Annotated in this window: 23 protein-coding genes, 1 tRNA gene and 1 pseudogene; 6 read left to right on the top strand and 19 right to left on the bottom strand. The window is 68.1% G+C overall.

Annotated features, from left to right (window positions below):
* Positions 1–606 (top strand): DUF2157 domain-containing protein (locus ASF80_RS19005; RefSeq protein ID WP_162239109.1); only part of this gene is annotated, 606 nt, incomplete at its 5' end.
* 52 nt (positions 607–658) lie between these two features.
* On the opposite strand, the gene ASF80_RS03510 is transcribed toward ASF80_RS19005, so the two are convergent.
* Both ASF80_RS03510 and gltX read right to left on the bottom strand, forming a co-directional pair.
* Positions 659–730 (bottom strand) — tRNA-Gln (locus ASF80_RS03510).
* Between the two features lie 184 nt (positions 731–914).
* Complete coding sequence (gene gltX, locus ASF80_RS03515) at positions 915–2420, bottom strand: glutamate--tRNA ligase (RefSeq protein ID WP_056308030.1); 1506 nt, start codon at positions 2418–2420, stop codon at positions 915–917.
* 196 nt (positions 2421–2616) lie between these two features.
* On the opposite strand from gltX, the gene ASF80_RS03520 reads away from it, so the two are divergent.
* On the top strand, positions 2617–3861 hold the full coding sequence (locus ASF80_RS03520; protein WP_082488171.1) for an acyl-CoA dehydrogenase family protein: 1245 nt from the start codon (positions 2617–2619) through the stop codon (positions 3859–3861).
* Positions 3862–3982: 121 nt separating this feature from the next.
* Here the strand turns inward: ASF80_RS03520 and ASF80_RS03525 are convergent, their stop codons facing one another.
* The 6 genes from ASF80_RS03525 to ASF80_RS03550 all read right to left on the bottom strand — a co-directional run bounded on the left by ASF80_RS03525 (position 3983) and on the right by ASF80_RS03550 (position 10675).
* Positions 3983–4747, bottom strand: a complete 765-nt coding sequence (locus ASF80_RS03525; protein WP_056308032.1) for a class I SAM-dependent methyltransferase — start codon at positions 4745–4747, stop codon at positions 3983–3985.
* Positions 4744–6003: an MFS transporter gene (locus tag ASF80_RS03530; protein ID WP_056308033.1), complete on the bottom strand. Its 1260-nt coding sequence runs from the start codon at positions 6001–6003 to the stop codon at positions 4744–4746. The genes ASF80_RS03525 and ASF80_RS03530 overlap by 4 nt, the downstream gene beginning before the upstream one ends.
* On the bottom strand, positions 6000–6776 hold the full coding sequence (locus ASF80_RS03535) for a fumarylacetoacetate hydrolase family protein (RefSeq protein WP_056308035.1): 777 nt from the start codon (positions 6774–6776) through the stop codon (positions 6000–6002). Before ASF80_RS03535 ends, ASF80_RS03530 begins: the two co-directional genes overlap by 4 nt.
* An 83-nt stretch (positions 6777–6859) precedes the next feature.
* A complete protein-coding gene (locus ASF80_RS03540) occupies positions 6860–7960 on the bottom strand; it encodes a branched-chain amino acid aminotransferase (RefSeq protein ID WP_056311727.1) in 1101 nt (366 codons plus the stop codon).
* A gap of 60 nt (positions 7961–8020) precedes the next feature.
* Positions 8021–9064 (bottom strand): 3-isopropylmalate dehydrogenase, encoded by a 1044-nt coding sequence (locus ASF80_RS03545; protein WP_056308037.1) that lies wholly within the window; start codon positions 9062–9064, stop codon positions 8021–8023.
* Between the two features lie 75 nt (positions 9065–9139).
* On the bottom strand, positions 9140–10675 hold the full coding sequence (locus tag ASF80_RS03550) for an MFS transporter (RefSeq protein ID WP_056308040.1): 1536 nt from the start codon (positions 10673–10675) through the stop codon (positions 9140–9142).
* Positions 10676–10786: 111 nt separating this feature from the next.
* On the opposite strand from ASF80_RS03550, the gene ASF80_RS03555 reads away from it, so the two are divergent.
* Positions 10787–11332 (top strand): TetR/AcrR family transcriptional regulator, encoded by a 546-nt coding sequence (locus tag ASF80_RS03555; RefSeq protein WP_056308042.1) that lies wholly within the window; start codon positions 10787–10789, stop codon positions 11330–11332.
* 79 nt (positions 11333–11411) lie between these two features.
* Here ASF80_RS03555 and serA read toward each other — a convergent pair whose 3' ends face one another.
* The 3 genes from serA to ASF80_RS03570 form a co-directional block, all read right to left on the bottom strand.
* Positions 11412–13016, bottom strand: a complete 1605-nt coding sequence (gene serA / locus ASF80_RS03560) for a phosphoglycerate dehydrogenase (protein ID WP_056308044.1) — start codon at positions 13014–13016, stop codon at positions 11412–11414.
* A gap of 126 nt (positions 13017–13142) precedes the next feature.
* Positions 13143–13478, bottom strand: coding sequence for a hypothetical protein (locus ASF80_RS03565; protein ID WP_235559870.1), 336 nt, complete (start codon positions 13476–13478; stop codon positions 13143–13145).
* Positions 13475–13996, bottom strand: coding sequence for a hypothetical protein (locus ASF80_RS03570; RefSeq protein ID WP_082488341.1), 522 nt, complete (start codon positions 13994–13996; stop codon positions 13475–13477). The genes ASF80_RS03565 and ASF80_RS03570 overlap by 4 nt, the downstream gene beginning before the upstream one ends.
* A gap of 77 nt (positions 13997–14073) precedes the next feature.
* Between ASF80_RS03570 and ASF80_RS03575 the strand changes: the two genes are divergently transcribed.
* On the top strand, positions 14074–15009 hold the full coding sequence (locus tag ASF80_RS03575; RefSeq protein WP_056308047.1) for a hypothetical protein: 936 nt from the start codon (positions 14074–14076) through the stop codon (positions 15007–15009).
* A gap of 62 nt (positions 15010–15071) precedes the next feature.
* Here the strand turns inward: ASF80_RS03575 and ilvC are convergent, their stop codons facing one another.
* From ilvC to ASF80_RS03610, 7 genes are read right to left on the bottom strand one after another with little or no spacing between them, the layout of a single operon-like run.
* Positions 15072–16100: a ketol-acid reductoisomerase gene (ilvC, locus tag ASF80_RS03580; protein WP_056308049.1), complete on the bottom strand. Its 1029-nt coding sequence runs from the start codon at positions 16098–16100 to the stop codon at positions 15072–15074.
* A gap of 47 nt (positions 16101–16147) precedes the next feature.
* Complete coding sequence (ilvN, locus tag ASF80_RS03585; RefSeq protein WP_056278631.1) at positions 16148–16657, bottom strand: acetolactate synthase small subunit; 510 nt, start codon at positions 16655–16657, stop codon at positions 16148–16150.
* A 2-nt stretch (positions 16658–16659) separates the two neighbouring features.
* Complete coding sequence (locus ASF80_RS03590) at positions 16660–18462, bottom strand: acetolactate synthase large subunit (RefSeq protein ID WP_056308051.1); 1803 nt, start codon at positions 18460–18462, stop codon at positions 16660–16662.
* Between the two features lie 59 nt (positions 18463–18521).
* On the bottom strand, positions 18522–20240 hold the full coding sequence (gene ilvD, locus ASF80_RS03595; RefSeq protein WP_053095858.1) for a dihydroxy-acid dehydratase: 1719 nt from the start codon (positions 20238–20240) through the stop codon (positions 18522–18524).
* Positions 20241–20249: 9 nt separating this feature from the next.
* Positions 20250–21047: a trehalose-phosphatase gene (gene otsB, locus ASF80_RS03600; RefSeq protein ID WP_082488172.1), complete on the bottom strand. Its 798-nt coding sequence runs from the start codon at positions 21045–21047 to the stop codon at positions 20250–20252.
* Between the two features lie 47 nt (positions 21048–21094).
* Positions 21095–22504: an alpha,alpha-trehalose-phosphate synthase (UDP-forming) gene (locus ASF80_RS03605; RefSeq protein ID WP_056308053.1), complete on the bottom strand. Its 1410-nt coding sequence runs from the start codon at positions 22502–22504 to the stop codon at positions 21095–21097.
* A gap of 51 nt (positions 22505–22555) precedes the next feature.
* Positions 22556–23830 carry an MFS transporter gene (locus tag ASF80_RS03610; RefSeq protein ID WP_056308054.1) on the bottom strand — a complete coding sequence of 425 codons (1275 nt, stop codon included), beginning with the start codon at positions 23828–23830 and terminating at the stop codon, positions 22556–22558.
* Positions 23831–24016: 186 nt separating this feature from the next.
* Here ASF80_RS03610 and ASF80_RS03615 point away from each other — a divergent pair, with 186 nt between their 5' ends.
* Together ASF80_RS03615 and ASF80_RS03620 are read left to right on the top strand one after the other, a co-directional pair.
* Positions 24017–25222, top strand: coding sequence for a PLP-dependent aminotransferase family protein (locus ASF80_RS03615; protein ID WP_056308056.1), 1206 nt, complete (start codon positions 24017–24019; stop codon positions 25220–25222).
* Positions 25219–25497, top strand: coding sequence for a hypothetical protein (locus ASF80_RS03620; RefSeq protein WP_056308058.1), 279 nt, complete (start codon positions 25219–25221; stop codon positions 25495–25497). Before ASF80_RS03615 ends, ASF80_RS03620 begins: the two co-directional genes overlap by 4 nt.
* A 14-nt stretch (positions 25498–25511) precedes the next feature.
* Here ASF80_RS03620 and ASF80_RS19230 read toward each other — a convergent pair.
* Positions 25512–25734 (bottom strand): annotated as a pseudogene (locus ASF80_RS19230) (acetyl-CoA C-acyltransferase); the annotation flags it as partial.

The raw sequence follows: 25734 nt of genomic DNA on the forward strand, positions 1-25734 counted from the left end.
CAAGATCCTGCATACGCCGCGACGGCTCCGTACCCGGGCTACGAGGGTGCCGCAGGCGCCACAGCGGTCTACCCCGGGTACGCTCCGGCGGCCGACGCCGAACCGCGCAAGAAGAGCAGGGTCGGTCTGTGGGTCACGCTGTCGATCCTCGGGGCTCTGCTGCTGATCGCTGCCATCGTGGTCGTCGTCGCCTTCACCACCGCCCGGCACTGGACCAAGACCGACGTCCCCGAGAAGCCGGAGACGTTCCACAGCGAGGAGTACGAGACCGGACGCTACGACGTCTCGATGGACGCCGTGAACCCGTGCACGGTCAACCAGGACTGGACGGACTGCACCAACCTCATGGTCGCGACCTACACGGCCGCCTGCGTCGGCGTCGAGCTCACCGAGACGGCCACGCTGCTCTGCACCGACTACAGCGGGGCGATCGATGAGATGAAGGCACTGGACGGCGACGGGTACTACGTGGCCACCCTCGGCACCTACGGCAGCCTGACCCGCACACCGGAGATGGACACGCGCCAGGTCTCGAACGACGACTACGAGCCCGCGGTGACCCATGAGGCCGTGTGCTACCTCGAGTTCATCGGAGAGTGCGAGTAAGAACTCTCCCGGGTACGACAAAACCCCCGCTTTCGCGGGGGTTTTTGTCTTGCTGGGGTACCTGGACTCGAACCAAGAACAACGGAACCAGAAACCGCCGTGTTGCCAATTACACCATACCCCAAGGGCGAAACCGGAGCCTCGCACCGAGAGTCAAGCCTACCCGAGCCTCGGCCCGAATGCCAAAACGCCTCGCTCCGTCCGGGCGCGTCGCGCGAGATCGGCCGCTCCTGCGCGACACCTGCGGCCGGTGACGCGAAGAGGGAGAGCACCTCTCGGCTGCTCTCCCTCTTCACTGTCGCTCGATCTCAGTTCGCGAGGAACTCCGAGAGCGCACGAAGTCGTCGCAGCGACTCGTCCTTGCCCAGCAGTTCCATCGACTCGAACAGCGGCGGGGAGATCCGACGCCCGGTGATGGCGACGCGCGGAGGACCGTAGGCGATGCGCGGCTTGAGCTCGAGCTTCTCGACCAGAGCCCCGGCGAGAGCCTCCTGGACCTTCTCCGGAGTGAACTCGGTCACCGGCTCGAGAGCCGCGACACAGGCGTCGAGCACCTCGGCCGCGTTGGCAGGGAGGCCCTTGAGCGCGTCGGCGTCATAGGAGACGTCGTCACTGAACAGGAAGCCCACCATCCCGGGCACCTCGCCCAGCAGCTGAACGCGCTCCTGCACCAAGGGCGCGACGCGGAACGCCATCACGAGCTGCTCGTGCGTGGGTTCATCGAAGAGTCCCGCTGCTGCGAGGTAGGGGATCGTCCGCTCGGCGAAGTCCTTCTCCCCCAGCGTGCGGATGTGGTCGCCGTTGATCGACTCGGCCTTCTTCTGGTCGAAGCGGGCCGGGTTCGGGTTGACGTTCACGATGTCGAACGCCTCGGTGAACTCCTCGAGCGAGAACACGTCGCGGTCGGGACCGATCGACCAGCCCAGAAGGGCCAGGTAGTTGAGCAGTCCCTCGTGGATGAAGCCGCGATCGCGGTGCAGGAAGAGGTCCGCCTGCGGGTCGCGCTTGGAGAGCTTCTTGTTGCCGGTCTCCCCCAGCACCAGCGGCATGTGGGCGAAGCGCGGCACGAACGTGGTGACGCCTGCCTCGATGAGAGCCGCATAGAGCGCGAGCTGACGCGCCGTGGACGGCATCAGGTCTTCACCGCGGAGCACGTGCGTGATGCCCATGAGGGCATCGTCGACCGGGTTCACGAAGGTGTACAGCGGGATGCCGTTGGGCCGCACGACCACGAAGTCGGGGAACGACCCGGCCGGGAAGGTCACCTCGTCACGGATGAGGTCGACGTAGGTGAGGTCTTCTTCTGGCACGCGGAGACGAAGTGCGGGCTGACGTCCCTCGGCCCGGAAGGCGGCCTTCTGCTCGTCGGTCAGAGCGCGATCGAAGTTGTCGTAACCGAGCTGCTTCGCGCGGCCGGCAGCCTCGTTGCGGGCGTCGATCTCCTCGGCCGTCGAGTAGCTCTCGTACAGCGCACCGGTGGCGAGCAGCTTGTCGATGACGCCGCGATAGATGTCGTGACGCTCGGACTGCCGGTACGGGGCGTGCGGTCCGCCGACCTCGACGCCCTCGTCCCAGTCGATCTTGAGCCACGTGAGCGCGTCGACGAGCTGACGGAAGCTCTCCTCGCTGTCGCGGGCGGCGTCGGTGTCCTCGATGCGGAACACCATCTTCCCGCCTGTGTGGCGGGCGTAGGCCCAGTTGAAGAGCGCGGTGCGGACCATGCCGACGTGCGGCAGTCCGGTCGGCGAGGGGCAGAAGCGGACGCGGACGTCGGCGCCACTGGCGGTCGTGGTGAGGGGGTGCGGAGTAGCCATATCCCTCCGATTCTAGTTGCCGCTGCGGCACTCCACAGGGGCTCGCAGTGGGGCGTCGGCACACGCGACCCGGGGTCACTGTGGGTAACAGTCACTCACCCTGGGAAACAACCCGCGTTCCGTCCCGACCTGCTCCTATCGTTGCCGCAACGCCGGAGGACGGGCGAACACCGAACCCACACGGAAAGGCAAGAACATGACATTCACGGATGCAGTGACGACGGGTCTCGACGACCGATGGCGGGACGCAGCAAGGCCACAGACCAGCGCCGACTGGCTCGACCGCGCACAGGCGGTGGCAGACATCCTCGCAGCAGACGCCGTCGACCGTGATCGCGCGAACGCGACGCCACGAGCCGAAGTCAGGCTGTTGAAGGAATCGGGGCTGGTGACACTGTTGGGTCCCCGCGCGCACGGCGGCGCCGGTGAGAGCTGGGACACGGCGTACCGAGTGATCCGCACCGTGGCCAGAGGCGACGGCTCGATCGGCCAGCTCCTCGGCTACCACTACCTGTGGGCGTGGGCCGCGCGGCTCGTCGCCACTGAAGATCAGATCGCCGCCGTCGAAGAGCTGTACACGACGAACGACTTCCTCTTCGGAGGCGCCGTCAATCCTCGGGATTCCGATCTCGTGATCCGAGAAGACGGCGACGACCTGATCTTCTCCGGACGCAAGTCGTTCTCCACCGGCGGGCAGGTCTCGGACCTCACCGTGCTCGAAGGCATTCTCGAGGGCACCGACACGCACGTCTTCGCGATCGTCCCCACCGCGCAGGACGGGATCGTGTTCGCGGATGACTGGGACAACCTGGGGCAGCGGCTCACGGAGTCGGGCTCGGTCGAGATCCGCGACGTGCGCGTCCCCTGGGCGTCCGCTGCGGGATTCGTCGACAAGGAGTTCCAGCCGCTCACCTACAACACCCTGAACGTCCCGACGATCCAGCTCGTGTTCGCGAATTTCTATCTCGGCATCGCGCAGGGCGCCCTCGAGACGGCGTCCGCCTACACGCGCACCACGACGCGCCCCTGGCCCTACGGCGGAGACGACAAGCAGCATGCGACGGACGAGTGGTACCTGCTCGAGGGCTATGGCGAGCTCGCGTCGAAGCTGTGGGCCGACGAAGCGCTGCTGGACGCCGTGGGCGCGGAGATCAGTGCCGTACTGCACGCGCCCCGCGAGGATCTCACGGCGCGGCGACGCGGTGAGATCGCTGTCCGGATCGCAGCGGGAAAGCTCCGGATCGTCGATGACGGCTTGGAGGTCGCCACGAAGGTCTACGAACTGACCGGGGCGCGCGCGTCGGCGAATGCGGTCGGACTCGACATTTTCTGGCGCAACCTGCGCACGCACAGCCTTCATGATCCGATCGCCTACAAGAAGCGCGAGGTCGGGACGTTCGTGCTGAAGAACGAGGTGCCAGAGCCCACCTGGTACACCTGAGCGGTCTGACTTGTCACCCCTCGGTGGCGCGCCGACGCAGGCGTGCGCGGCACCGAGGATTCCATGCATCACCGCAGCCCGCAGGGGTTCGCAGGCTCGGCCGCATCGCGACGGGCGGGTCTCAGCGGCGCGAGCGGATCGCCATGGCAGCAGAGTGCTCCAGCGGGACACGACCGTCCACGGTCCTCTCGGAGCACACCGCGTCGAACGCCGCTCGGAACGCGGCGCGGTCCGACTCGTCGAGCGCACGGTAGAACTGGCCGGCTCCCCCGACGCCGCCTTCTGCGGACACCCACAGTGCCTCGACGCCGGCCGACCACGTCCAGGTGATCTCCGACACTCGAGTGCCCCTCCAGCCCGCGCCGTCCAGCATCCGTGCGAAGCCGTCGACCGTCCGCTCGAAGTCCTGCTCCGGGGGCAGTCGCTCCCCCGCCGAAGGTGAGAGTCCCGCCCGGTCGCAGACCTCACGCCACAGCCACGTCGGCGAGTTCGTCCAGACGGTCGCCACCACGACGTCGGCCGACACTCGCGAGAGCTCTCGAGCCGCCCTCCGCGGTTCGGCGACGTGGTTGAGCACGAAGTTGGCGACGACCGCGTCGAAGACCCCGTCCTGGAACGGCAGCTGCGGCAGCGCACCGTCGACCACGGGGATCCCCGCGTGCTCCTGTACCGCGATCTCCCGCATCGTCGGCTCCGGCTCGCATCCGGTGACGTTCCAGCCGGCGCCCGCGAACGCCGCGGAGAGCGATCCTGTACCGGAGCCCACATCGAGCAGGGAGCGTCCACGCGCTTCCCCGAGCTCGTCGAGCACGAAGCCTGCGGTCCCGACACACAACGCGGCGTACGAGTCTGCGTATGCGCGCCCCGTGCCTGCCCAGTCCTTCATCGCGCTCGGGAGCGGGCGAGCGGCGAGAGCGCGACGATCGCGATCACCAGCACGGATGCCGCGATGCCGAGGCCCGCGTACTGATAGTTCGACAGGATCACTCCGGCGAGCACCGCGCCCGCCGCAGCCGACAGGCTCATCAGCGAGTCGCTCCGACCCTGCCGTCGTGTGCGCAGCTCGGGCGCGCTCGATTCGGTGAGAAGCGCCGCCCCGGCGACGGTGGCCGCACTCCATCCCAGGCCCAGCAGGATCAGCGCGACCATCACGCCCCACTCCTGATCGTTCACGAAGACGGCGAAGGCGAGCGCCCCGCCCAAGAGCGCCTGTCCCAGCAGCACCACCCGCAACCGTCCCCAGCGGTCCGCGAGGATGCCGAAGAGCGGAGAGAGCGCGTACATGCCGCCGACGTGCAGAGCGATCGTGATGCCGACGAGTGCCGAGACATCAGCCGGCGTGGGTGCCATGCCCTCGCTGCCGTGCGCCATGTGCGCGAGGTGCACGGGAGTCATCGCCATGACGGATGCCATCACGACGTGCGAGCCTGCGACCGCGAAGATCGCGTATCGAGCCACCACCGGACGATCGACCGACACCTGCCCGGTCACCGCTGCTGCTGCCCTGGCGAGGCCTTGAGCTGCGAGAAGCGGATCGGGCCGCAGCGCGATCAGGTAGAGGATGAGCGCCGCGCACTGGGCGACGAACGAGAACACGTAGGAGCCGGTCTGCGGCGGCATGCCGATGGCCTCGCCGACGATCTCCCCCGGCCCCAGCAGCAGTGGTCCTGCCACGCCTCCGATCGTCGTCGCCCACACGACGATCGAGAGATCGCGCCCGCGGTGCTGCGGGGCGGCGAGATCGGTTGCGGCGAACCGCGACTGGAGGTTGCCGGCATTGCCCGCGCCGATCATCAGGATGCCGACCAGCAACAGCGGGAACACCCGCAGCGACGCGGCCAGGATCACGACGGCGATGCCGACGAGCGCGAAGAGGTTGCCGAGTGTCAGAGCGCGCCGCCTGCCGACCCTGGCGGCGAGACGGGCGAGCGGGATCGCGCACAGCGCCGCACCGAGGGTGACCGACGCCGTGGCGAGGCCCGAGAGCGCGTCGCTCCCCGAGAGGTCGGCGGCGAGCAGCGCGCCGAGCGATACGGTCGCTCCGAAGGCGATCCCGCCGAGCACCTGTCCGAGTGACAGCACCAGGACGGTGCGTCGCTGGACGGCTGCCTGCTGGGTCGCCGTCAGCGCGACCACGGTCATGAAGCGCGCACGGCGTCGCGCACGGTGTTGCGCAGGATCCCCAGTCCGGTGATCTCGACCTCGACCGTGTCACCGGCGTCGAAGGTGCCGACACCCGCGGGCGTGCCCGTCAGGATGACGTCGCCGGGCAGCAGGGTGAACACGGCCGACGCATGCTCGATGATCGCTGCGACGGAGTGGATCATGTCGGTCAGCGGCGCCTTCTGGCGGACCTCTCCGTTCACCCTGGTCTCGATCGTCGCGACCGACGGGTCGAAGTCCGTGCTGATGGTGGGCCCGAGGGGGCAGAACGTGTCGAAGCCCTTCGCGCGCGACCACTGGCCGTCCTTGCGCTGCAGGTCACGGGCTGTGACGTCGTTGGCGATCGTGTACCCGAGCACATGATCGAGAGCATCCGCCTGAGTCACGTTCTTGGCGACCTTGCCGATCACGACGGCGAGCTCGCCCTCGTACTCGGTCTGGTCCGAGATCGACGGACGCACGATCGCATCGCCGGGGCCGATCACCGCGGTGTTGGGCTTCAGGAACAGCAGCGGCTCCTCGGGAGCCACTCCCCCCATCTCGGCGGCATGGTCGTGGTAGTTCTTGCCGACGCAGACGATCTTCGAACGCGGGATCACCGGTGCCAGGATGACCGCGTCCGCGATCGGCACACGATCGCCCGTCGGCTCGTATCCGGCGAACAGCGGATCGCCCGAGAGGACGACGAGGTCGGTGTCATCGACGATCCCGAAGAGGATGGCGTCGTCATGGCTGAATCGGGCGATCTTCATTCCCTCAGCCTATCCAGGGGCCACACACGAGCAGACCCCGCTTTGCAGATTTCGCGAAGCGGGGTCTGGGAAGTCCGTCGACCTCAGGCGTCGAGGCGCAGGAGCCAGCCGTGCCTGTCGTCGCGACGGCCGTACTGGATGTCCGTGAGCTCTTCACGCAGCGACAGAGCGAGTTCGCCGAGCGGCTGCGGCTCGTCGAATCCTTCGCCGACCAGGGCGCCGATCGGCGTCACGACAGCGGCGGTGCCGCAGGCGAAGACCTCGACGATGTCACCGGATGCCACGCCCTCGCGCCACTCGTCGATCGAGATCGGTCGCTTCTCGACTGTGTAGCCGCGGTCCTCCGCGAGCTGCAGCAGGGAGTCGCGCGTGATGCCCTCGAGGATGCTGTCGGACTCGGGCGTGACGACGCGGCCGTCCTTGAACACGAACACGACGTTCATGCCGCCGAGCTCCTCGACATTGCGCTCCTCGTTGAGGAACACGACCTGGTCGCATCCCTTCGACGAGGCCTCGCTCTGGGCCAGCAGGCTCGACGCGTAGTTGCCACCCGTCTTGGCCTTGCCTGTGCCGCCCTTGCCCGCACGCGCGTAGTCCTCGGAGAGCCAGATGCGCACGGGCTTCACGCCGCCGCTGAAGTAGGCGCCTGCGGGGCTCGCGATCACGTAGTAGGCGACCTTCTGCGCCGCGCGGACACCGAGGAAGGCCTCCTTGGCGAACATGAAGGGGCGGAGGTACAGGCTCTGGTCCTCACCGGACGGCACCCAACGCCCATCGACCTTGATGATCTCGCGCAGCGACTGGATGAAGTACTCGGTCGGCAGCTCCGGCAGCGCGAGACGGCGGGCGCTGGCCTGCAGACGGGCTGCGTTGCGGTCGGGACGGAAGGTGTGGATCGACCCGTCGGCGTGACGATAGGCCTTGATGCCCTCGAAGATCTCCTGCGCGTAGTGCAGCACGGATGCGGCGGGGTCGAGCGGGATCGGTCCGTACGGCTGCACACGGGGACGGTGCCATCCGCCCTTGACCGACCAGCAGATGTCCACCATGTGATCGGTGAAGACCACACCGAATCCGGGGTTCTCGTGAACCTCGGCGACTCGACCGGGGGTCGCGGCCGTCAGGTTCTTGGTCACCGCGAACTCCAGCGGAGCCACGGTGGTCTCGGCGTCGATGGTCGTCATCTCGTCATCCATTCCTCGTGCGGCGCGCATCCTCGCGCCGTCTCAGCCTACGCCTGTCGTTCAGAGCAGAGCGGTGATCGCGGAGCCGACCTCCGCGGTGGTGCGCGCCCCCGTGCGGGACGCGATGTCGGACTCTACGGCGGCGCTCACGCGAGCAGCCTCTTCGGTGAGCCCGAGGTGGTCGAGCAGCAGCGCGACCGAGAGGATCGCGGCGGTGGGGTCGGCCTTCTGCTGACCCGCGATGTCGGGGGCCGATCCGTGCACCGGCTCGAACATCGACGGGAACGCACCCGCGGGGTTGATGTTGCCCGAGGCGGCGAGTCCGATTCCGCCGGTGACCGCTCCCGCGAGGTCGGTGAGGATGTCGCCGAACAGGTTGTCCGTCACGATCACGTCGAAACGAGCGGGATCGGTGACCAGGAAGATCGTCGCCGCATCGACGTGCAGGTAGTCGACGGCGACGTCGGGGTGCTCGGACGCGACCTCGTTCACGATGCGCTGCCAGATCGCCCCCGCATGCACGAGCACGTTGGTCTTGTGCACGAGCGTGACCTTCTTGCCGCGCCGCTCGGCGAGGTCGAAGGCGTAGCGCACGACCCGCTCGACGCCGAAGGCGGTGTTGACCGAGGTCTCATTGGCGACCTCGTGCGGCGTGCCCTTGCGGATCGCACCGCCGTTGCCGACGTAGGGACCCTCAGTGCCCTCTCGGACGACGACGAAATCGATGTCTCCCGGGTTCGCGAGCGGTCCCGCGGCCCCGGTGAAGAGCTTCGACGGACGCAGGTTCACGTAGTGGTCGAGCGTGAAACGGAGCTTGAGCAGCAGCCCGCGCTCGATGTTCGCGTCCTTGAGCCGGGGGTCGCCTGGCGTGCCCCCGACGGCTCCGAGCAGGATCGCGTCGTGCTCTGAGATCGCCTGAAGGTCGTCGTCAGTGAGGGTGTCGCCCGTCTCGAGGTACCGAGCGGCACCGAGCGAGAAGCGGGTCCTGTCGAATGTCACATCACTGGATGCGGTGACCGCGTCGAGGACCTTCTCGGCTTCGGCGACGACCTCGGGGCCGATTCCGTCACCGGGGATGACCGCCAGCTTCACGACACGCGACATGACACTCCTTGCATCGGGATGAACCGGCCGACGCTCGAGCGGGTGCCGAGCGGGCCGGTTCTCCCAGCGTACTGGTCAGTGAGAGGGGGTCTTGCGCAGTGTGACGGCCGCGATCAGGCCTGCCAGCACCACGAGCCCCGCACCGATGAGCGAGGTCACCAGGACGCCCGAGCCGAAGGCCGCGGATGCGGCATCCCAGAGCGCATCGCCGAGCTGTGCCGGCAACTCCTGGGCGGCGGTGTAAGCGCCGGCGAGCGTCTCCTTCGCCGCGTGCGCCGCATCTGCCGGTATGCCCGGCGGAATGACCAGCGCTCCGCGGTAGAACGCGGTGATCAGGCCGCCGAGCACGGCTGTGCCGAGCACAGCGCCGAGCTCGTAGGCCGTCTCGGACACCGCGCTCGCGGCCCCCGCCTTCTCGGCGGGCGCACTGGAGAGGATCAGCTCGTTCGAGATAGTCTCGGCCCCGCCGATGCCGATGCCGAGCACCACGAAGGCGATGATCAGCGGCGCGACACCGTGATCGGAGGTCGTGAACGCGACGAGCAGGTATCCGGCGAGGGAGAACACGAGTCCGGCCGGCACCAGGATGTGCGGGCGCACCCGACGCGAGATCGGGACGACCGAGAGTCCGGCCACGATCATCGCGATCATGCCGGGCACGAGCGCCGCCCCCGCGGTCATCGGCGACAGGCCGAGGACCAGCTGGAGGTGCTGCGACACGAAGTAGAGGAAGCCCACGAGCGCGACGACGCTCAGCAGGTTCACCAGGATCGCTCCCGAGAACGAGCCCCGGCGGAACAGCGCCATGTCGAGCATCGGCACCTCGGCATGCAGCTGTCGCCGCACGAACAGGTAGCCCATCACGATGCCGAGCAGCGCCCAGGCGCCGGCCGTGAGGCTCGGCCCTTCGACCGCGAGCGACTTGATCGCGTACACCACGGGGATCATCGCGGCCATCGACAGCACGATGCTGACGATGTCGATGCGACCGGGGTTCGGGTCACGGCTCTCGGGAACGAGCAGCGGCGCGGCGATGAGCAGCGGGATGAGCACGGGGACGGCGATCAGGAACACCGAGCCCCAGTCGAAGTGCTCGAGCAGGAAACCGCCCACGATCGGCCCGAGAGCGGAACCGGCGGAGAATGCGGACGCCCACACGGCGATCGCGAGGCGACGCTGGTCCCGGTTCTGGAAGATCGAACGCAGGAGCGACAGGGTCGACGGCATCAGCATCGCGCCGAAGAAGCCGAGGAGGGCGCGGGCGGCGATCAGCAGGCCGGCGGTCGGGGCGAAGGCCGCGAGGGCCGACACCGCGGCGAAGCCGGTAGCGCCGATCAGCAGCATCCGCCGACGTCCGAAGCGGTCGCCGAGGGTGCCCATGGTCACGAGGAGTCCGGCCAGCACGAGCGGGTAGACGTCGATGATCCACAGTTGCTCGGCGCCGGTGGGGGCGAGCGCGATGGATATCTCGGGGAGCGCGAAGCTCAGCACAGTGTTGTCCACCGACACCAGGAGCACCGGCAGCATGAGGACGACGAGCGCCGCCCAGCCTCGTGCCCCGACGCGGGGAGCATCCGTCTCTGTCGTCGGGATCGACGCAGTACGGGTCATGGAACACCTCTCAGGATCACGACGGCATCGTTACTAAACCGTCCAGATGGTATAGTAACAGAATCGTCACACTGCCGCGCTACTGTGATGCAAGACGAACAGAGGATCCCGATGCCCCGACCTCCCCTGGCCCGAGAACGCGTTCTCGACGCCTTCGAAGCGATCGTCATCGAAGACGGTGAGCGCGCAGCCACCCTCGACGCGACAGCCAAGGCCGCCGGCGTCTCGAAGGGCGGGCTGCTCTACCACTTCGGATCGAAAGAAGATCTGGCCGCAGGGCTGATCGAACGCCTCGACGCGCTCACGACGGCGGATCTCGAGCGCATGACGACCGCAGAAGAGGGGCCGGTGGCGTACTACGTGCGCACCTCCGTCATGGAGGACGATGCGCTGGATCGCGTACTGATCGCTGCGACGCGACTCGCCCAGGGCGGCTCGGCTTCGGCAGCCGACGCGCTGCGCAGGAACCGGGACCGGTGGGAGGACACGATCCGCCCCCACGTGCGGGATGCAGCGAGCCTCGACCTCGTGATGCTGCTGAGCGACGGGCTCTATTTCAACAACTCGCTCGATGTGCACGGACCGGAGCGATTGGTCCCCCGCAGCGACGAGCTCTCCGACCTGATCGCTCTCGTGCTCCGCGCGACGGCACCCTGACTCCCGGCCCCACACGCAGAAAGCGGGAGGGCGGCCTTTCGGCCTGCCCTCCCGCTCCGCTGATCCGGGTCTGCGCTGTTCAGACCTCGGTGATCTCGATCTGACGGAAGAGATCCGCGTCGATGGATCCGCGCAGGTCGTCGAGCAGGTCGTCCGGCACCGGCGAGTCCAGCGTGAGCACGCTGAGCGCCTGGTCTCCGGCGCCGAGGCGCGAGATCTGCATGCCGGCGATGTTGATGCCGGCTTCACCGAACTTCTGACCGTAGACCGCGACGATTCCGGGGCGGTCGGTGTACAGCATCACGACATGGTGCTTCTCGATCGGCAGCTCGAGCGCGTGGTCGTTGATGGCGACCAGCTTCTCGGCCTGCTTCGGGCCGGTGAGCGTGCCGGACACCGAGAGCTGCGAACCGTCGGAGAGAGCGCCGCTGAGGGTGATGACGTTGCGGTACTCGTCGCTGACGTCGTCCTTCAGGAGGCGCACTGCGATGCCACGCTGATCGGCGAGCAGGGGTGCGTTGACGTATGAGACCGTCTCGCTGACGATGTTCGTGAAGACGCCCTTGAGGGCGGCCAGCTTGAGAACGCTCACGTCATACTCGTTCAGCTCACCGTGCACCTCGACGTCGAGGCTCGTGAGCGGCGACGTCGCGAGAGCGGCGAAGATCTGGCCGAGCTTCTCGACGAGCGAGATGCCGGGGCGGACGTAGGGGTCGATCACGCCACCCGCCACGTTGACGGCGTCCGGCACGAGGTCCCCGCCGAGAGCCAGGCGCACCGAGCGCGCGACGGACACGCCGGCCTTCTCCTGCGCCTCCTCGGTGCTCGCTCCGAGGTGCGGGGTGACGACGACGTTCGGAAGGTCGAGGAGCGGACGCGCCGTGCCGCCCTCTGCCGGAGGCTCGGAGGTGAAGACGTCGAGGCCCGCACCGGCGATCTCACCGGCGACGAGGGCTGCGTGCAGCGCCTCCTCATCGATCAGTCCGCCACGAGCGACGTTGACGACGAACGCCGTCGGCTTCATGGCCTTGAACTGCTCGGCACCGATCATCCCGGTGGTCTCGGGCGTCTTGGGCATGTGGATCGTGAGGAAGTCTGACTCGGCGACGAGCTCGTCGAGCGTCAGCAGCTGCACGCCCAGCTGCTGGGCGCGCGCCGAGGTGACGTAGGGGTCGTACGCGACGACGCGCATGTCGAAGGCGGCGAGGCGCGCGGCGACGAGAGCGCCGATGCGGCCGAGGCCGACGATGCCGACGGTCTTCTCGAAGAGCTCGGCCCCGGTGAACGAGCTGCGCTTCCACTGACCCGCCGACAGCGACGCGTGCGCTGCGGGGATGCGTCGGGCGAGGCTGAGGATGTGCCCGACCGTGAGTTCTGCGGCGGAGACGATGTTCGATGTCGGCGCGTTGACGACCATGACACCGGCCGTCGTGGCCGCCTTGATGTCGACGTTGTCGAGGCCCACACCGGCGCGGGCGACGACCTTCAGCTTCGGCGCGTGGGTCAGCGCCTCCTCATCGATCTGCGTGGCCGACCGGATCAGCACGGCGTCGGCATCCGCGAGCGACGCGAAGAGCGCCTCGCGGTCGGTGCCGTCGACGTTGCGAACGTCGAAGTCGGGGCCGAGGGCCTCGATCGTGGCGGGTGAGAGAACTTCGGCGAGGAGCACGACGGGCTTCGGCACAGGGATCCTTCGGGGCAGCGCGACAGGGGGCCGATGCGCCGCACACCGTGGGGGCGCGATCACTTCAACTGTACCCGAGCGACTCCGCTGCTCCGTGCCGTGTGACGTCGAGCGACCGCGGAATCGCTAGGACGCCGCGAGGGTCAGGCTGTATGCGAGCAGACTCAACCAGAACACCGCGACGACGCCGAGGCCCGCCAGGAGCACGAGTGCGAGCTCCCCTGCGGACCGCCGCCTTCCGATGAGATAGGCGAAGACGAACACGATCGCGGGGAAGACGACGCCGAAAAGTAGTGTGGCCCAGCCGACGCCGCTCAGCCCGACCTGCGCCATGGTGATCAGGTGCGCCACGGCGTTCCAGATCGCGTAGGCGTAGAAGAGCCCCGCCAGTCCGAGGACGAGCCCGGTGAGCCATCGAGGCGATACCGCCGGACTCGGCTGTGACATCTGCATCTCGCTCATAGTCCGATCGCTCCCACCGTCACGAAGGGCCAGGGCACCAGGAGCACGACTCCGAGGAGGAGCGCGGAGATCCGGATCCACCCGGCCCTGCCACGCGTGAGCACCCAGCTCGCGAGGAACCACAGCAGAGGAGCCGCCACGGCGAGGACGAACCAGGGCAGGAACATCGCGTCCGCGACGAAGAAGTTCGCGAGCGGCTTGAGGCGGAGCCCGCCGACGACCCAGCCGACACTGTAGAGGAGGTAGACACCCCCGACGATGCCCAGGATGAGCAGCATCGCCGTGCTCAACGGCTGGTGTCCCTCATCGTCTTCGCCGCCGAGGTGTCCGACCGCAGCGCTCCCCTTGCCGACGGCATTCCAGCCCTCTGGCAACGCGGGGTCGTCAGCCGGGCGCTCGGCCTGACCGGCCGCCGCCGGCGCCGAGCGCGGCTGCGCGGGCTTCTTCGGGGCAGGCCCCGTCGGAGCACCGCCCTCGTCGCCGTCCCAGCTCAGGGCGTCGTCGGAATCGGAAGTCATGTCTCCAGCGTAGGACACGGCGTCCACTATGCTCGGTGGCATCTGGGCCGAAGGTGCCCTGCCCTGGAGGGACCACCGTGGCCGAGCAGAACAAGAACGTCGATCAGAGCGCACCGAGCGGCTCCGTCGACGAGCCCGCGGCAGGGTGGAAGCCCACCGCCGCCGCGAAGTCGAAGGCGACGACCTTCCGCTGGATCGCGGTCGCCCTGTGGGTCATCGCGATCGCCGCTGAAGCCGTCGGCATCTTCTGGCTGCTCCGCCAGCGTGTGTACGTGGGCGAGGACGGCACTCTCGTGCGCGACCCCGACACCGGCCTCCTCGAAGAGCAGGGCGTCACCGCCCAGTTCCCGCAGTGGGCGTTCATCACGCTTCTCGTGCTGCTCGTGGTCATCGCCGCGCTCGCCATCACGGGCTCGATCCTCTGGAAGAAGGCGAACCGCCTGGATCCGGCTCGAAGGTCCGAGACTCTGCGGTTCTTCGTGCAGAACCAGCTCGGAGCGATCATCGCGATCATCGCCTTCCTCCCGCTGATCATCCTCATCTTCCTCAACAAGGACATGGACAAGGGGCAGAAGGCGACCGCCGGCATCGTCGGCATCGCCCTCGCCGTCCTCGCCACGGTGATCGGCGTGGACTTCACCCCGCCGTCGGTCGAGCAGTACACCGCCGACCAGTCCGCGGTCATCCAGCTGCTCGGCAAGGACGAGGTCGTCTGGGTCGACGGCGGCGCCGTCTACCACGTGTGCGACGAGGTGTCCGATATCCAGACCGGCAGCGAGAAGCGCACCGGCACCACAGCCGAGGCCGTCGAAGCGGGCAAGAGTCGGCTGACCCTGAAGTTCGCGTCGGAGCTCAACACGTGCGGTCTGCCCGTGCCCGAGAATGCCGACGCGATCGAGGACGCACTGCGCGAGATCCAGGGCGGCGCCGTCGACACTCTGCTGCCCGCTCCGGTGTGGGCCGACCCCACCGACGCACCGATCGAGGTCGAGGACGCCGCTCCGTCAGAGTGATTCCTCGCGGATGAAGAAGGGGCCCGGTGCGATTCGCACCGGGCCCCTTCTTCGTCTGTGAGTCAGCGCGCGGCGCTGCCGTCGACGTAGTCCTCGTCCTGCTGCTTCCAGGCGAAGAGCGAACGCAGCTCCTTGCCGGTGGCCTCGATGGGGTGCGTCTCCTCCTTGGCACGCAGCGCGAGGAACTCCTCGGCGCCGTTGTCCTGGTCGTCGATGAAGCGCTTCGCGAAGGCGCCGTTCTGGATGTCGGCGAGGATCGCCTTCATCGACTCCTTGACCTCGGGGGTGACGACGCGGGGGCCCGAGACGTAGTCGCCGTACTCGGCGGTGTCGGAGACCGACCAACGCTGCTTGGCGATGCCGCCCTCCCACATGAGGTCGACGATGAGCTTGAGCTCGTGCAGAACCTCGAAGTAGGCGATCTGCGGCTGGTAGCCCGCCTCGGTCAGGGTCTCGAAGCCGGCCTGCACGAGGTGGCTGACGCCACCGCAGAGCACTGCCTGCTCGCCGAACAGATCGGTCTCGGTCTCTTCGGTGAACGTCGTCTTGATGACGCCGGCGCGCGTGCCACCGATGGCCTTCGCGTACGAGAGCGCGGTCGCCCAGGCGCTGCCGGATGCATCGCGCTCGACGGCGATGATGTCCGGGATGCCGCGACCGGCGACGAACTCACGACGCACGGTGTGACCGGGGGCCTTCGGAGCGACGAGGATGACGTCGACGCCCTCGGGTGCGTCGATGTAGCCGAAGCGGATGTTGAAGCCGTGCGCGAAGGCGAGCGTCTTGCCCTCGGTGAGGTTCGGAGCGATCGACTCGCTGTAGATGGTGCGCTGGTGCTGGTCCGGCGCCAGGATCATGATGAGGTCAGCCCACTGCGTGGCCTCGGCGACGGTCTTGACCGCGAATCCGGCCTCCTCCGCCTTGGGCGCCGACTTCGACCCCTCCTTGAGGGCGATCGCGACCTCGACACCCGAGTCGCGAAGGTTCTGCGCGTGCGCGTGACCCTGCGAGCCGTAGCCGACGATGGCGACCTTCTTGCCCTGGATGATCGACAGATCGGCGTCTGCGTCGTAGAAGATCTCGGTGCTCACTGGTTTTCTCCTTGATTGATGTTCGTGTACGTGTGTGATGTCTGGGTTCAGCCGCGCAGTACGCGCTCGGTGATGCTCTTGCCGCCGCGACCGATGGCGAGGAGGCCCGACTGCGCGATCTCCTTGATGCCGAAGGGCTCGAGGGCGCGCAGCATGGCGTCCACCTTGCCCCGGTCCCCCGTGACCTCGATCACCAGCGCGTCGGACGCGTAGTCGACGACCGATGCGCGGAACAGGTTCGCCACCTCGATGACGTTCGAGCGGGTCGCGTTGTCGGTGCGCACCTTGACGAGCATGTGCTCGCGCTGCACCGACGTCGGGAAATCGAGCTCGACGATCTTGATGACGTTGATCAGCTTGTTGAGCTGCTTGGTCACCTGCTCGAGAGGAAGGTCCTCGAGGTCGACGACCACCGTGATGCGCGAGATTCCCGGCACCTCGGTCACGCCCACCGCGAGCGAGTCGATGTTGAAGCCGCGGCGGGCGAAGAGCCCTGCGACTCGGGTCAGCAGACCCGGGGTGTTCTCCACGAGGAGGCTCAGCACGTGAGTCGACATGGTCAGTCCTCCTCGTCGAATGCGGGCGCGTGCTCGCGGGCGTACTGGACGTAGCTGTTGCTCACGCCCTGGGGAACCATCGGCCAGACCATGGAGTCCGCGCTGACGACGAAGTCGATGACCACGGGGCGGTCGTTCGTCTCGAGGGCGAGCTTGATCGCGGCATCCACCTCCTCTTCCTTCTCCACGCGGATGGCGAGGCAGCCGTAGGCCTCCGCCAGCTTCACGAAGTCGGGGATGCGCACGGTTCCGTGCCCCGTGTTGAGGTCGGTGTTCGAGTGACGTCCGTCGTAGAACAGCGTCTGCCACTGGCGCACCATGCCGAGCGACGAGTTGTTGATGATCGCGACCTTGATCGGGATGTTGTTGATCGTGCAGGTGGCGAGCTCCTGATTCGTCATCTGGAAGCATCCGTCACCGTCGATCGCCCACACGACGCGGTCGGGCTCCGCCACCTTCGCACCCATGGCAGCCGGGACGGAGTAGCCCATCGTTCCCGCTCCCCCGGAGTTCAGCCAGGCGTTGGGACGTTCGTACTTGATGAACTGCGCGGCCCACATCTGGTGCTGTCCGACGCCTGCGGCGTAGATGCCCTCGGGGCCCGTCAGCTCGCCGATCCGCTGGATCACGTACTGCGGCGCGAGCAGACCGTCGGTCGTCGGCGCGAAGCCCAGAGGGAACTCGTTGCGGAGTCCGTCGAGGTACGACCACCATTCCTCGGTGTCGGGCGTGGTCGTGGTCGTCGCCGTGCGGAAGGCGGACTCCAGGTCGACCAGCACATCGCGGACGTCTCCCACGATCGGCACGTCGGCCGTGCGGATCTTCGAGATCTCTGCGGGGTCGATGTCGACGTGCACGACCTTGGCGTTCGGGGCGAACAGAGCGGCCTTGCCGGTCACACGGTCGTCGAAGCGAGCGCCGAGCGACACGATGAGGTCTGCCTCCTGCAGCGCGAGCACTGCGGGAACGGTGCCGTGCATGCCCGGCATGCCGAGGTGCTGCTGGTGCGAGTCCGGGAACGCGCCGCGCGCCATGAGAGTCGTCACGACGGGCGCGTTGGTCGTCTCGGCGAGGGTGAGCAGCTCCGCCGATGCGCGACCGCGGATCACTCCGCCGCCGACGTACAGCACCGGCTTCTTGGCCTCGGCCAGGAGTGCGGCGGCGGCCTGGATCTGCTTGCCGTGCGCCTTGGTCACCGGGCGGTAGCCCGGGAGGTCGAACTTCGCCGGCCAGATGAACGGTGCCATGGCCTGCTGGGCATCCTTGGTGATGTCCACGAGCACGGGGCCGGGGCGACCGGTCGAAGCGATCTCGTAGGCGGCGGCCAGGGCGCCGGGGATCTCAGAAGCGTCCTTCACGAGGAAGGAGTGCTTCGTCACCGGCATCGTGATGCCGACGATGTCGGCCTCCTGGAACGCATCGGTCCCCATCAGCGTCGAGAACACCTGTCCGGTGATCGCGAGCAGCGGCACCGAGTCCATATAGGCGTCGGCGATCGCGGTGACGAGGTTGGTCGCACCGGGTCCCGAGGTCGCGATGCACACGCCGACCTTGCCGGACGAGGAGGCGTACCCCTCGGCCGCGTGGCCGGCGCCCTGCTCGTGACGCACCAGGATGTGCCGGAGCTCGGAGGCGTCCATGAGCGGGTCGTAGACGGGCAGGATCGCGCCGCCGGGGAGGCCGAAGACGTCCTTGACGCCGAGGAGCTCGAGCGTGCGGACCACGGCCTCGGCTCCGGAGATCTCCGGTGCGGCGGACTTGGGTGCGGGCGGCCTCGGCACAGCCGAGACGGTGTCAGCAGTCATGACACTCCTTCTGATGGTCTGTAGGCGACGTCGGAGGCGGATGCCGGAGCCGACGCGGATCAGCCGGTCGTCGCGCCCTCGGCGGCGGACCGCACGAGACGCGAGTACTTGGCAAGAACGCCACGGGTATAGCGCGGGGGTAGCGGCTCCCAGCCAGAGCGGCGGGAGGCGAGCTCCGCCTCGTCGACGAGTAGGTCGAGAGAGCGAGCTGCGATATCGACCCGTATCAGATCACCATCGCGCACGAAGGCGATAGGACCTGCGTCCACCGCTTCGGGTGCTATGTGGCCGATGCACAGGCCGGTTGTGCCGCCTGAGAATCGTCCGTCAGTCAAGAGTAGTACATCTTTTCCGAGCCCAGCGCCCTTGATGGCCGCGGTGATCGCGAGCATCTCGCGCATACCCGGTCCGCCCTTGGGGCCCTCGTAGCGGATCACGATGACGGTGCCGGCCTCGATCTCGCCGTTGGCGACGGCATCCATGGCCGCGCGCTCGCGCTCGAACACGCGGGCCGAGCCCTCGAAGACCGCAGCGTCGAAGCCTGCGGTCTTGACGACGGCGCCCTCGGGAGCGAGAGATCCGTGCAGGATCGTCAGGCCGCCGGTCGCGTGGATCGGGTTGTCGAACGTGTGGATGACCTCGCCGTCGATCGGCTGAGGATCGAGGTCTGCGAGGTTCTCGGCGAGCGTCTTGCCTGTGACGGTGAGAGCGTCGCCGTGCAGGAGACCCTCGTCGAGCATCGCCTTCATGATGACCGGGATGCCACCGTGGCGGTCGACGTCGTTCATGACGTACTTGCCGAACGGCTTCATGTCCGCGACATGCGGAACCTTGTCGCCGATGCGGTTGAAGTCGTGCAGGCTCAGCTCGACCTCGGCCTCGCGAGCGATGGCGAGGAGGTGCAGCACGACGTTCGTCGAGCCGCCGAGGGCCATCGCGAGCGCGATCGCGTTCTCGAACGCCTCCTTGGTGAGGATGTCGCGGGTCGTGATGCCCTGACGGAGCAGGTTGACCACGGCCTCACCCGAGCGGTGGGCGAAGTAGTCACGACGACGGTCCGCCGCGGGCGGAGCAGCCGAGCCCGGAAGGCTCAGGCCGAGGGCCTCGGCGACCGATGCCATCGTGTTGGCGGTGTACATGCCACCGCAGGCTCCCTCACCCGGGGCGATCGCGCACTCGATGCGCTTGAGGTCCTCCTCGCTCATGAGGCCGGCACGGCACGCGCCCACGGCCTCGAACGAGTCGATGATCGTGACGTCCTTCTCGGTGCCGTCGGAGAGCTTGACCCAGCCAGGTGCGATGGAGCCGGCGTAGAGGAACACGCTCGACAGGTCGAGTCGCGCGCTGGCCATCAGCATTCCGGGGATCGACTTGTCGCATCCGGCGAGCAGCACGGAGCCGTCGAGGCGCTCGGCCATCATGACCGTCTCGACCGAGTCGGCGATGACCTCGCGCGAGACGAGCGAGAAGTGCATTCCCTCGTGGCCCATCGAGATGCCGTCCGAGACCGAGATCGTGCCGAACTGCAGCGGGTATCCGCCGCCGGAGTGCACGCCCTCCTTCGCGCCCTGCGCGAGCCTGTCGAGGCTCAGGTTGCAGGGCGTGATCTCGTTCCAGCTGGACGCGATGCCGATCTGGGGCTTGTCCCAGTCGGCGTCGCCCATGCCGACGGCACGGAGCATGCCTCGGGAGGTCGTCGCCTCGATGCCGTCGGTGACGACGCGGCTGCGGGGCTTGATGTCGATGGGCGCGCTGGTGGAGGGATCATGCGAGGACATGACGGAAGTCTATTCCCGCTGAGAGGTGCGCTCGTCCGCGAGCGCCTCCAGAAGCTGAGCCATCTCTTGTGGATTCCCCACACGGAGCACGGCGGCGCTCTCCCCCGGGCCCACCCGCACGCCGAGATCGCCGTCTGCGAGCACCCGCATCGCGTCCTCATCCGTGACGTCATCCCCCGCGAACAGGATGCCGGTCGCATCGAAATGCTCACGGAGCGCTGCCATCGCGGCATCCTTGCCCTCGTTCCTCGACGAGAACTCGAGCACGCGGTGGCCCGCGCGTCGGCGCCAGTGCGGGAAGCGTTCGGCGACCAGAGCGTCGATCTCGGCGAAGACCTCCTTCTCGACCTCGCGCGTGGCCGTGCGGGTGTGCACGCCCATCCCGAATGTCTTGGGCTCGAACTCCGCACCCTCGTGTCGGTCGATGATCGGTCGCGCCGCCGCCCACAGCTCCTCGCGGTCGCCCTCGGCCGTGTCGGGCCCGGTGGCGTCCGAGTCCCCGAGTCCGGGGTACCAGTACTGTGCGCCGTGCGAACCCGCCAGAGCGATCGGCGAATCGTCCGTGTGCTCGGTGATCACGCGGAGGTCGTGCATGCTGCGTCCGGAGACGTACGCGACGACCGTGTCGGGGAGGGCTGCGAGCCGTGCGACCTGGACAGCGACCTCGGGCAGAGCCCGGGCGGCCATGGGATCCGGAACGAGCGGGGATGCCGTGCCGTCGAAGTCGAGGGCGACGACCAGTCTCGGGGTCGCGGCGATGGCGCTCAGCGCCGCGTCAGCGGATCCGGGGGTCCAGGTGCGGGTCACAGGGGTCTCCAATCGAGGCGGGGTCCCTCCCAGTATGACCGCCCCGATCAGCGCTTGCGGACCTCGTCGAGGGCGCGCAGGAACGACGACGACCACGCGTTGACGTCGTTCTCGAGCACCCGACGCCGCAGCGACCGCATCCTCTTGCCCTGCTCCGCGGGCGGCATCGCGACGGCCGTCATGATCGCGTCCTTGAGCCCGGCGATGTCGTGCGGGTTCACTCGCACCGCCTGGCGCAGCTCGTCCGCGGCCCCCGTGAACTCGCTCAGCACGAGCACTCCACGGTTGTCGGCGCGCGTGGCGACGTACTCCTTCGCGACGAGGTTCATCCCGTCGCGGAGCGCCGTGACGAGCATGACGTCCGCGGCGAGGTACAGCGCGACCATCTCCTCGCGCGGGTAGCCCTGGTGCAGGTAGCGGATCGCCGTGTGGCCCATGGTGTCGTGGTCGCCGTTGATGCGCCCGACCGCGAGCTCGATCTCGTCCCGGAGGTGCACATAGGCATCCACGCGCTCACGGCTCGGGCTCGCGACCTGCACGAACGTGACATCCTCGACGCTCAGCTGACCGTCTTCGAGGAGCTCGCCATAGGCCTTGATGCGATGACGGATGCCCTTGGTGTAATCGAGCCGGTCGACGCCCAGGAGGATCTTCTTCGGGTTGCCCAGGCTCGCCCTGATCTCGGCGGCCCGGGCGCGCACGTCCGGCCGAGCTGCGAGCTCGAGGTACGGAGCCGTGTCGATCGAGATCGGGAACGCTCGGGCCACGGCGGTGCGTGTGCCGCCGTCGTCGGTCGGGATCGTGACGGCAGAGCCCTTGACGTCATGACGCAGGCGACGGCGCACGGCAGTCAGGAAGTATGTGGCGTCCTGTGCACGCTGGAATCCGATGACATCGGCGCCGAGGAGTCCTCGGAGCACCTGATCGCGCCAGGGCAGCTGCGCATACAGTCCGTGGGCGGGGAAAGGGATGTGGTGGAAGTAGCCGATCGTCACGTCGGAACGCAGCTCACGGATCATCTGCGGGACCAGCTGCAGCTGGTAATCGTGCACCCAGACCGTGCCGTTCGGAGCCGCGACCGCCGCGGCAGCCTCGGCGAAGCGCCGGTTCACCTTGACGTACGCCTCCCACCACTCGCGGTGATACTGCGGGGGTGCGATCACATCGTGGTAGAGCGGCCAGATCGTGTCGTTGGCGAAGCCCTCGTAGTAGTCCTCGACCTCGTCGGCGCTCAGGGACACCGGCACCAGATCGATGCCGTTGATCTCGAACGGCTCGAGCTCGACGTCCGGCTGACCGGGCCACCCCACCCAGGCACCGCGCGCGCTGCGCATCATGGGCTCGAGAGCCGCGACCAGTCCGCCGGGAGAGGTCCGCCACTCTTCTTCCCCGTCAGGCCCCACGACGCGGTCGACGGGGAGTCGATTGGCGACGACGACGAATTCTGCGTCTGACATGGGTGGGTGCTCCTGACGCTGCAGTGGTGGTGCTCCTCAGGCTACAGAAGCTCAGTCCGAGGCTACGCGACGTCCGGGCATGCTCAGTCGCCAGTTGACAAGCCCGGCGGCGAACGCTACCGCCGCGGCGATGATCGGGAGGATCAGCGCACTTCCGGTGCCGACGCTCTCCGCGAGCTCACCCGCGACCGCCGCTCCGAGCGACTGGCCGACGACGATGCCGGAACCGAGCATCGTCATGACGGTGGCGGAGCGCCCGAGCGGGCTGCGGGCCGCACCGAAGCTGTATTGGGTGACCAGCGTCGGTCCGATGCCGATGCCCATGATGGCCAGCGCCACCATCATCATCGCCGGTGAGTCGACGAACAGGAGCAGCACGCTTCCGGAGAGCAGGATGCCGGAGAACACCAACCACCTCGCGCGCAGCGAGAAGCGCACGGGAAGCCATGCGACACCGAGCGCGAGGATCGCCGATCCCACACCCATGACCCCGTAGAGGAGCCCCGCCTGCTCCGGTGCGCCGCGGTCGGCCATGAAGGACGTCAGAGAGGTGAGCATCGTGCCGAAGAACATCCCCACGCCGAGGATGCCGATCACGACGATGACGACCTTCGGAGTGAAGAGCTCGGAGACGGAGGACGGTGCGCGACCGTCACTGCCTCGGTGCACGGACACGGCCCGTGCGCTCGGGTGCAGGGCGAACGCGCCGACGAACACCACGGTGAGGACCGCAGCACCCACGAGCGGGGCCCAGGGCGAGAGCGCCGATGCCAGGATGCCGACGATGAAGGGACCGAAGACGAACACGGTCTCGTCCGCCGCCGACTCGTAGGCCATCGTGCCTGAGAGTGTGCGGCTGCGCACGGCTTCCGGCATCCGGTCGGTGATCATCGTCACGAGCCGGGATCGCGACATCGGAGCGACCTGCGGCGCCGTGGCCCCGATGCCGAAGGCGGCGACGAGCACGAGCGCGTCCGCAGCACCCGCGTAGACCACGACGGTGAACAGAACGAGCATCGCACCGTTGGCGATGGCGAGGATCAGCAGGACCATGCGCTGTCCGAAGCGGTCGGCCGCCGCGCCCAGCAGCGGCCCGAAGCACGCCGTTCCGAGGCCGACGGCGGCCGAGGTGAGTCCGCCGAGCGAGAGCGATCCTCGCGCCGAGACGACGACCGTGAGGACGCCGACGACCATCATCGCGAACGGCAGACGTGCGATGAAGGCGATCAGGAAGTACGGAAGCCCCGCGATGCGGAGGAGACCGGGGCCCTCCGACGTGGGAATCGAGGAGTGATGCTCTGGTGTGGGAGTCGTTGCGTGCGTCATGGCTCTCGCGCGCCCGGAGGACGCGGGGTCGGGTGCCGCCGCTGTCCGCCGGAATGCCGGCGGCCGGTAGATACACGGATTGCGGCCGCGGACCAGCCGCGACGTCTCCATGATACCGCGCCGTCGGAAACGGCGCCTGGGCGTCGGCAGTACTGTGGTGGCACCCTGACCTACGAGGAGGATCCCTTGCCTGCCCCCGAGACCCTCACCGCGCTTCCCGAGCGTTCGCAGCGCGCCGGCTCAGCGAAGACCTCTCCGGTGCGAGACCTGCTCGCTCTGACCCGACGCCCCGAGGTGATCTCCTTCGCCGGCGGACTGCCCGCGCCGGAGCTGTTCGATCTCGACGGGATCCGTGAGGCCTACGACCAGGTGCTGCGCTCCCCCGCCGTGCTGCAGTATTCGACCTCCGAGGGCGATCCCGTTCTGCGCGAAGAGGTCGCCCGGCAGTACTCCGTCGACGGTCTCCCCACCGATGCCTCGGACCTCATCGTCACCACCGGCTCGCAGCAGGGCCTCGGCCTGCTCTCCACCGCGCTGCTCGACCCGGGCGACGTGATCCTCGTCGAAGAGCCCTGCTATCTCGCGGCGCTGCAGACGTTCGCGCTGGCGGGAGCCCGTGTCATCGGCGTCCCGTACGTCGGCGACGACCTCGACATCGACGGGCTCGAGCGGCTCGCCGCCGAGCACCGCCCCAAGTTCTTCTACACGGTCCCGACGTTCCAGAACCCCACCGGCCGCACCCATGGTGTCGTGGAGCGCCAGCGGATCGCGACCGCCGCCCAGCGGCACGGATTCAGGATCATCGAGGACGAGCCCTATCGTCAGCTCCGCTACGACGGAGAAGCGCTGCCCTCTCTCGCGACATTCGCACCCGAGCATGTGCTGAGCCTCGGGAGCTTCTCCAAGGTGATCGCACCTGGGCTTCGGATCGGATGGGTGCGCACGACTCCCGACATCCGGCCGACCGTGACCATCGCCAAGCAGGCTGCCGATCTGCACACCTCCACCGTGGACCAGGCGGCCGCGGCCCACTACCTCACGTCCGGCCGGGCGATGGGCGCACTCGACCGCATCCGCTCCGCCTACTCCGAAAGGCGAGATGCGATGCTCGCGGCGCTTCCCGAGGCCTTGCCGGGCGGCAGCACCTGGAACAGCCCGGACGGCGGGATGTTCGTGTGGGCGCGCCTCCCCGAGGGGATGGACGCCACGGCGGCCCTCCCACGAGTGCTGCAGCACGATGTCGCGTACGTGCCGGGGGCACCGTTCTTCGCCGGGCCACCGGACGAGCGCGCGCTGCGACTGTCGTTCACCACGTATGCACCTGACAGAATCCGCACCGGGTTGTCAAGGCTGGGCGCGGCATGGCCCACGCCGGGTAGCGTGAAGGCATGAACTACCTCTCGGGTACCGGACTCATCGGCGCGATCATGACCGGCGTCACCCTGCTCCGCGGCTCTCGCGAGACGAAGATCACATGGCGATCTGCCCTCGCATGGGTGAGCTGGGGCATCAGCCTCGCTCTCGCCATCGGTGCCGTCATCGACACGCGGCGCGCCAGGCACGGACGCCCCGTATCGCCCGACTCCCCCGTCTACGCGAAGCAGCAGAGGGCCTACGAGAAGGAAGCGAAGAAGAATCCCCGGGACTTCACGCCCTCGAAGCGCTGACGCCGGAGCGGCGCTCAGCGCGTGAGGATCAGCGCCTCTCCCTGACCACCGCCGCCGCACAGTCCGACCGCCGCCGTACCCGTACCGCGTCGCGCGAGTTCGTGCGCCGCATGCACGACGAGGCGAGTACCTGACGCGCCGATCGGATGTCCGATCGCGATTCCCCCGCCATGGATGTTCACGATCTCGCTCGACAGCCCCAGTTCGACCTGCGACCGCGCCACAACAGCGCCGAAG

It is taken from the genome of Microbacterium sp. Leaf159, assembly GCF_001423615.1.
Classification (GTDB): domain Bacteria; phylum Actinomycetota; class Actinomycetes; order Actinomycetales; family Microbacteriaceae; genus Microbacterium.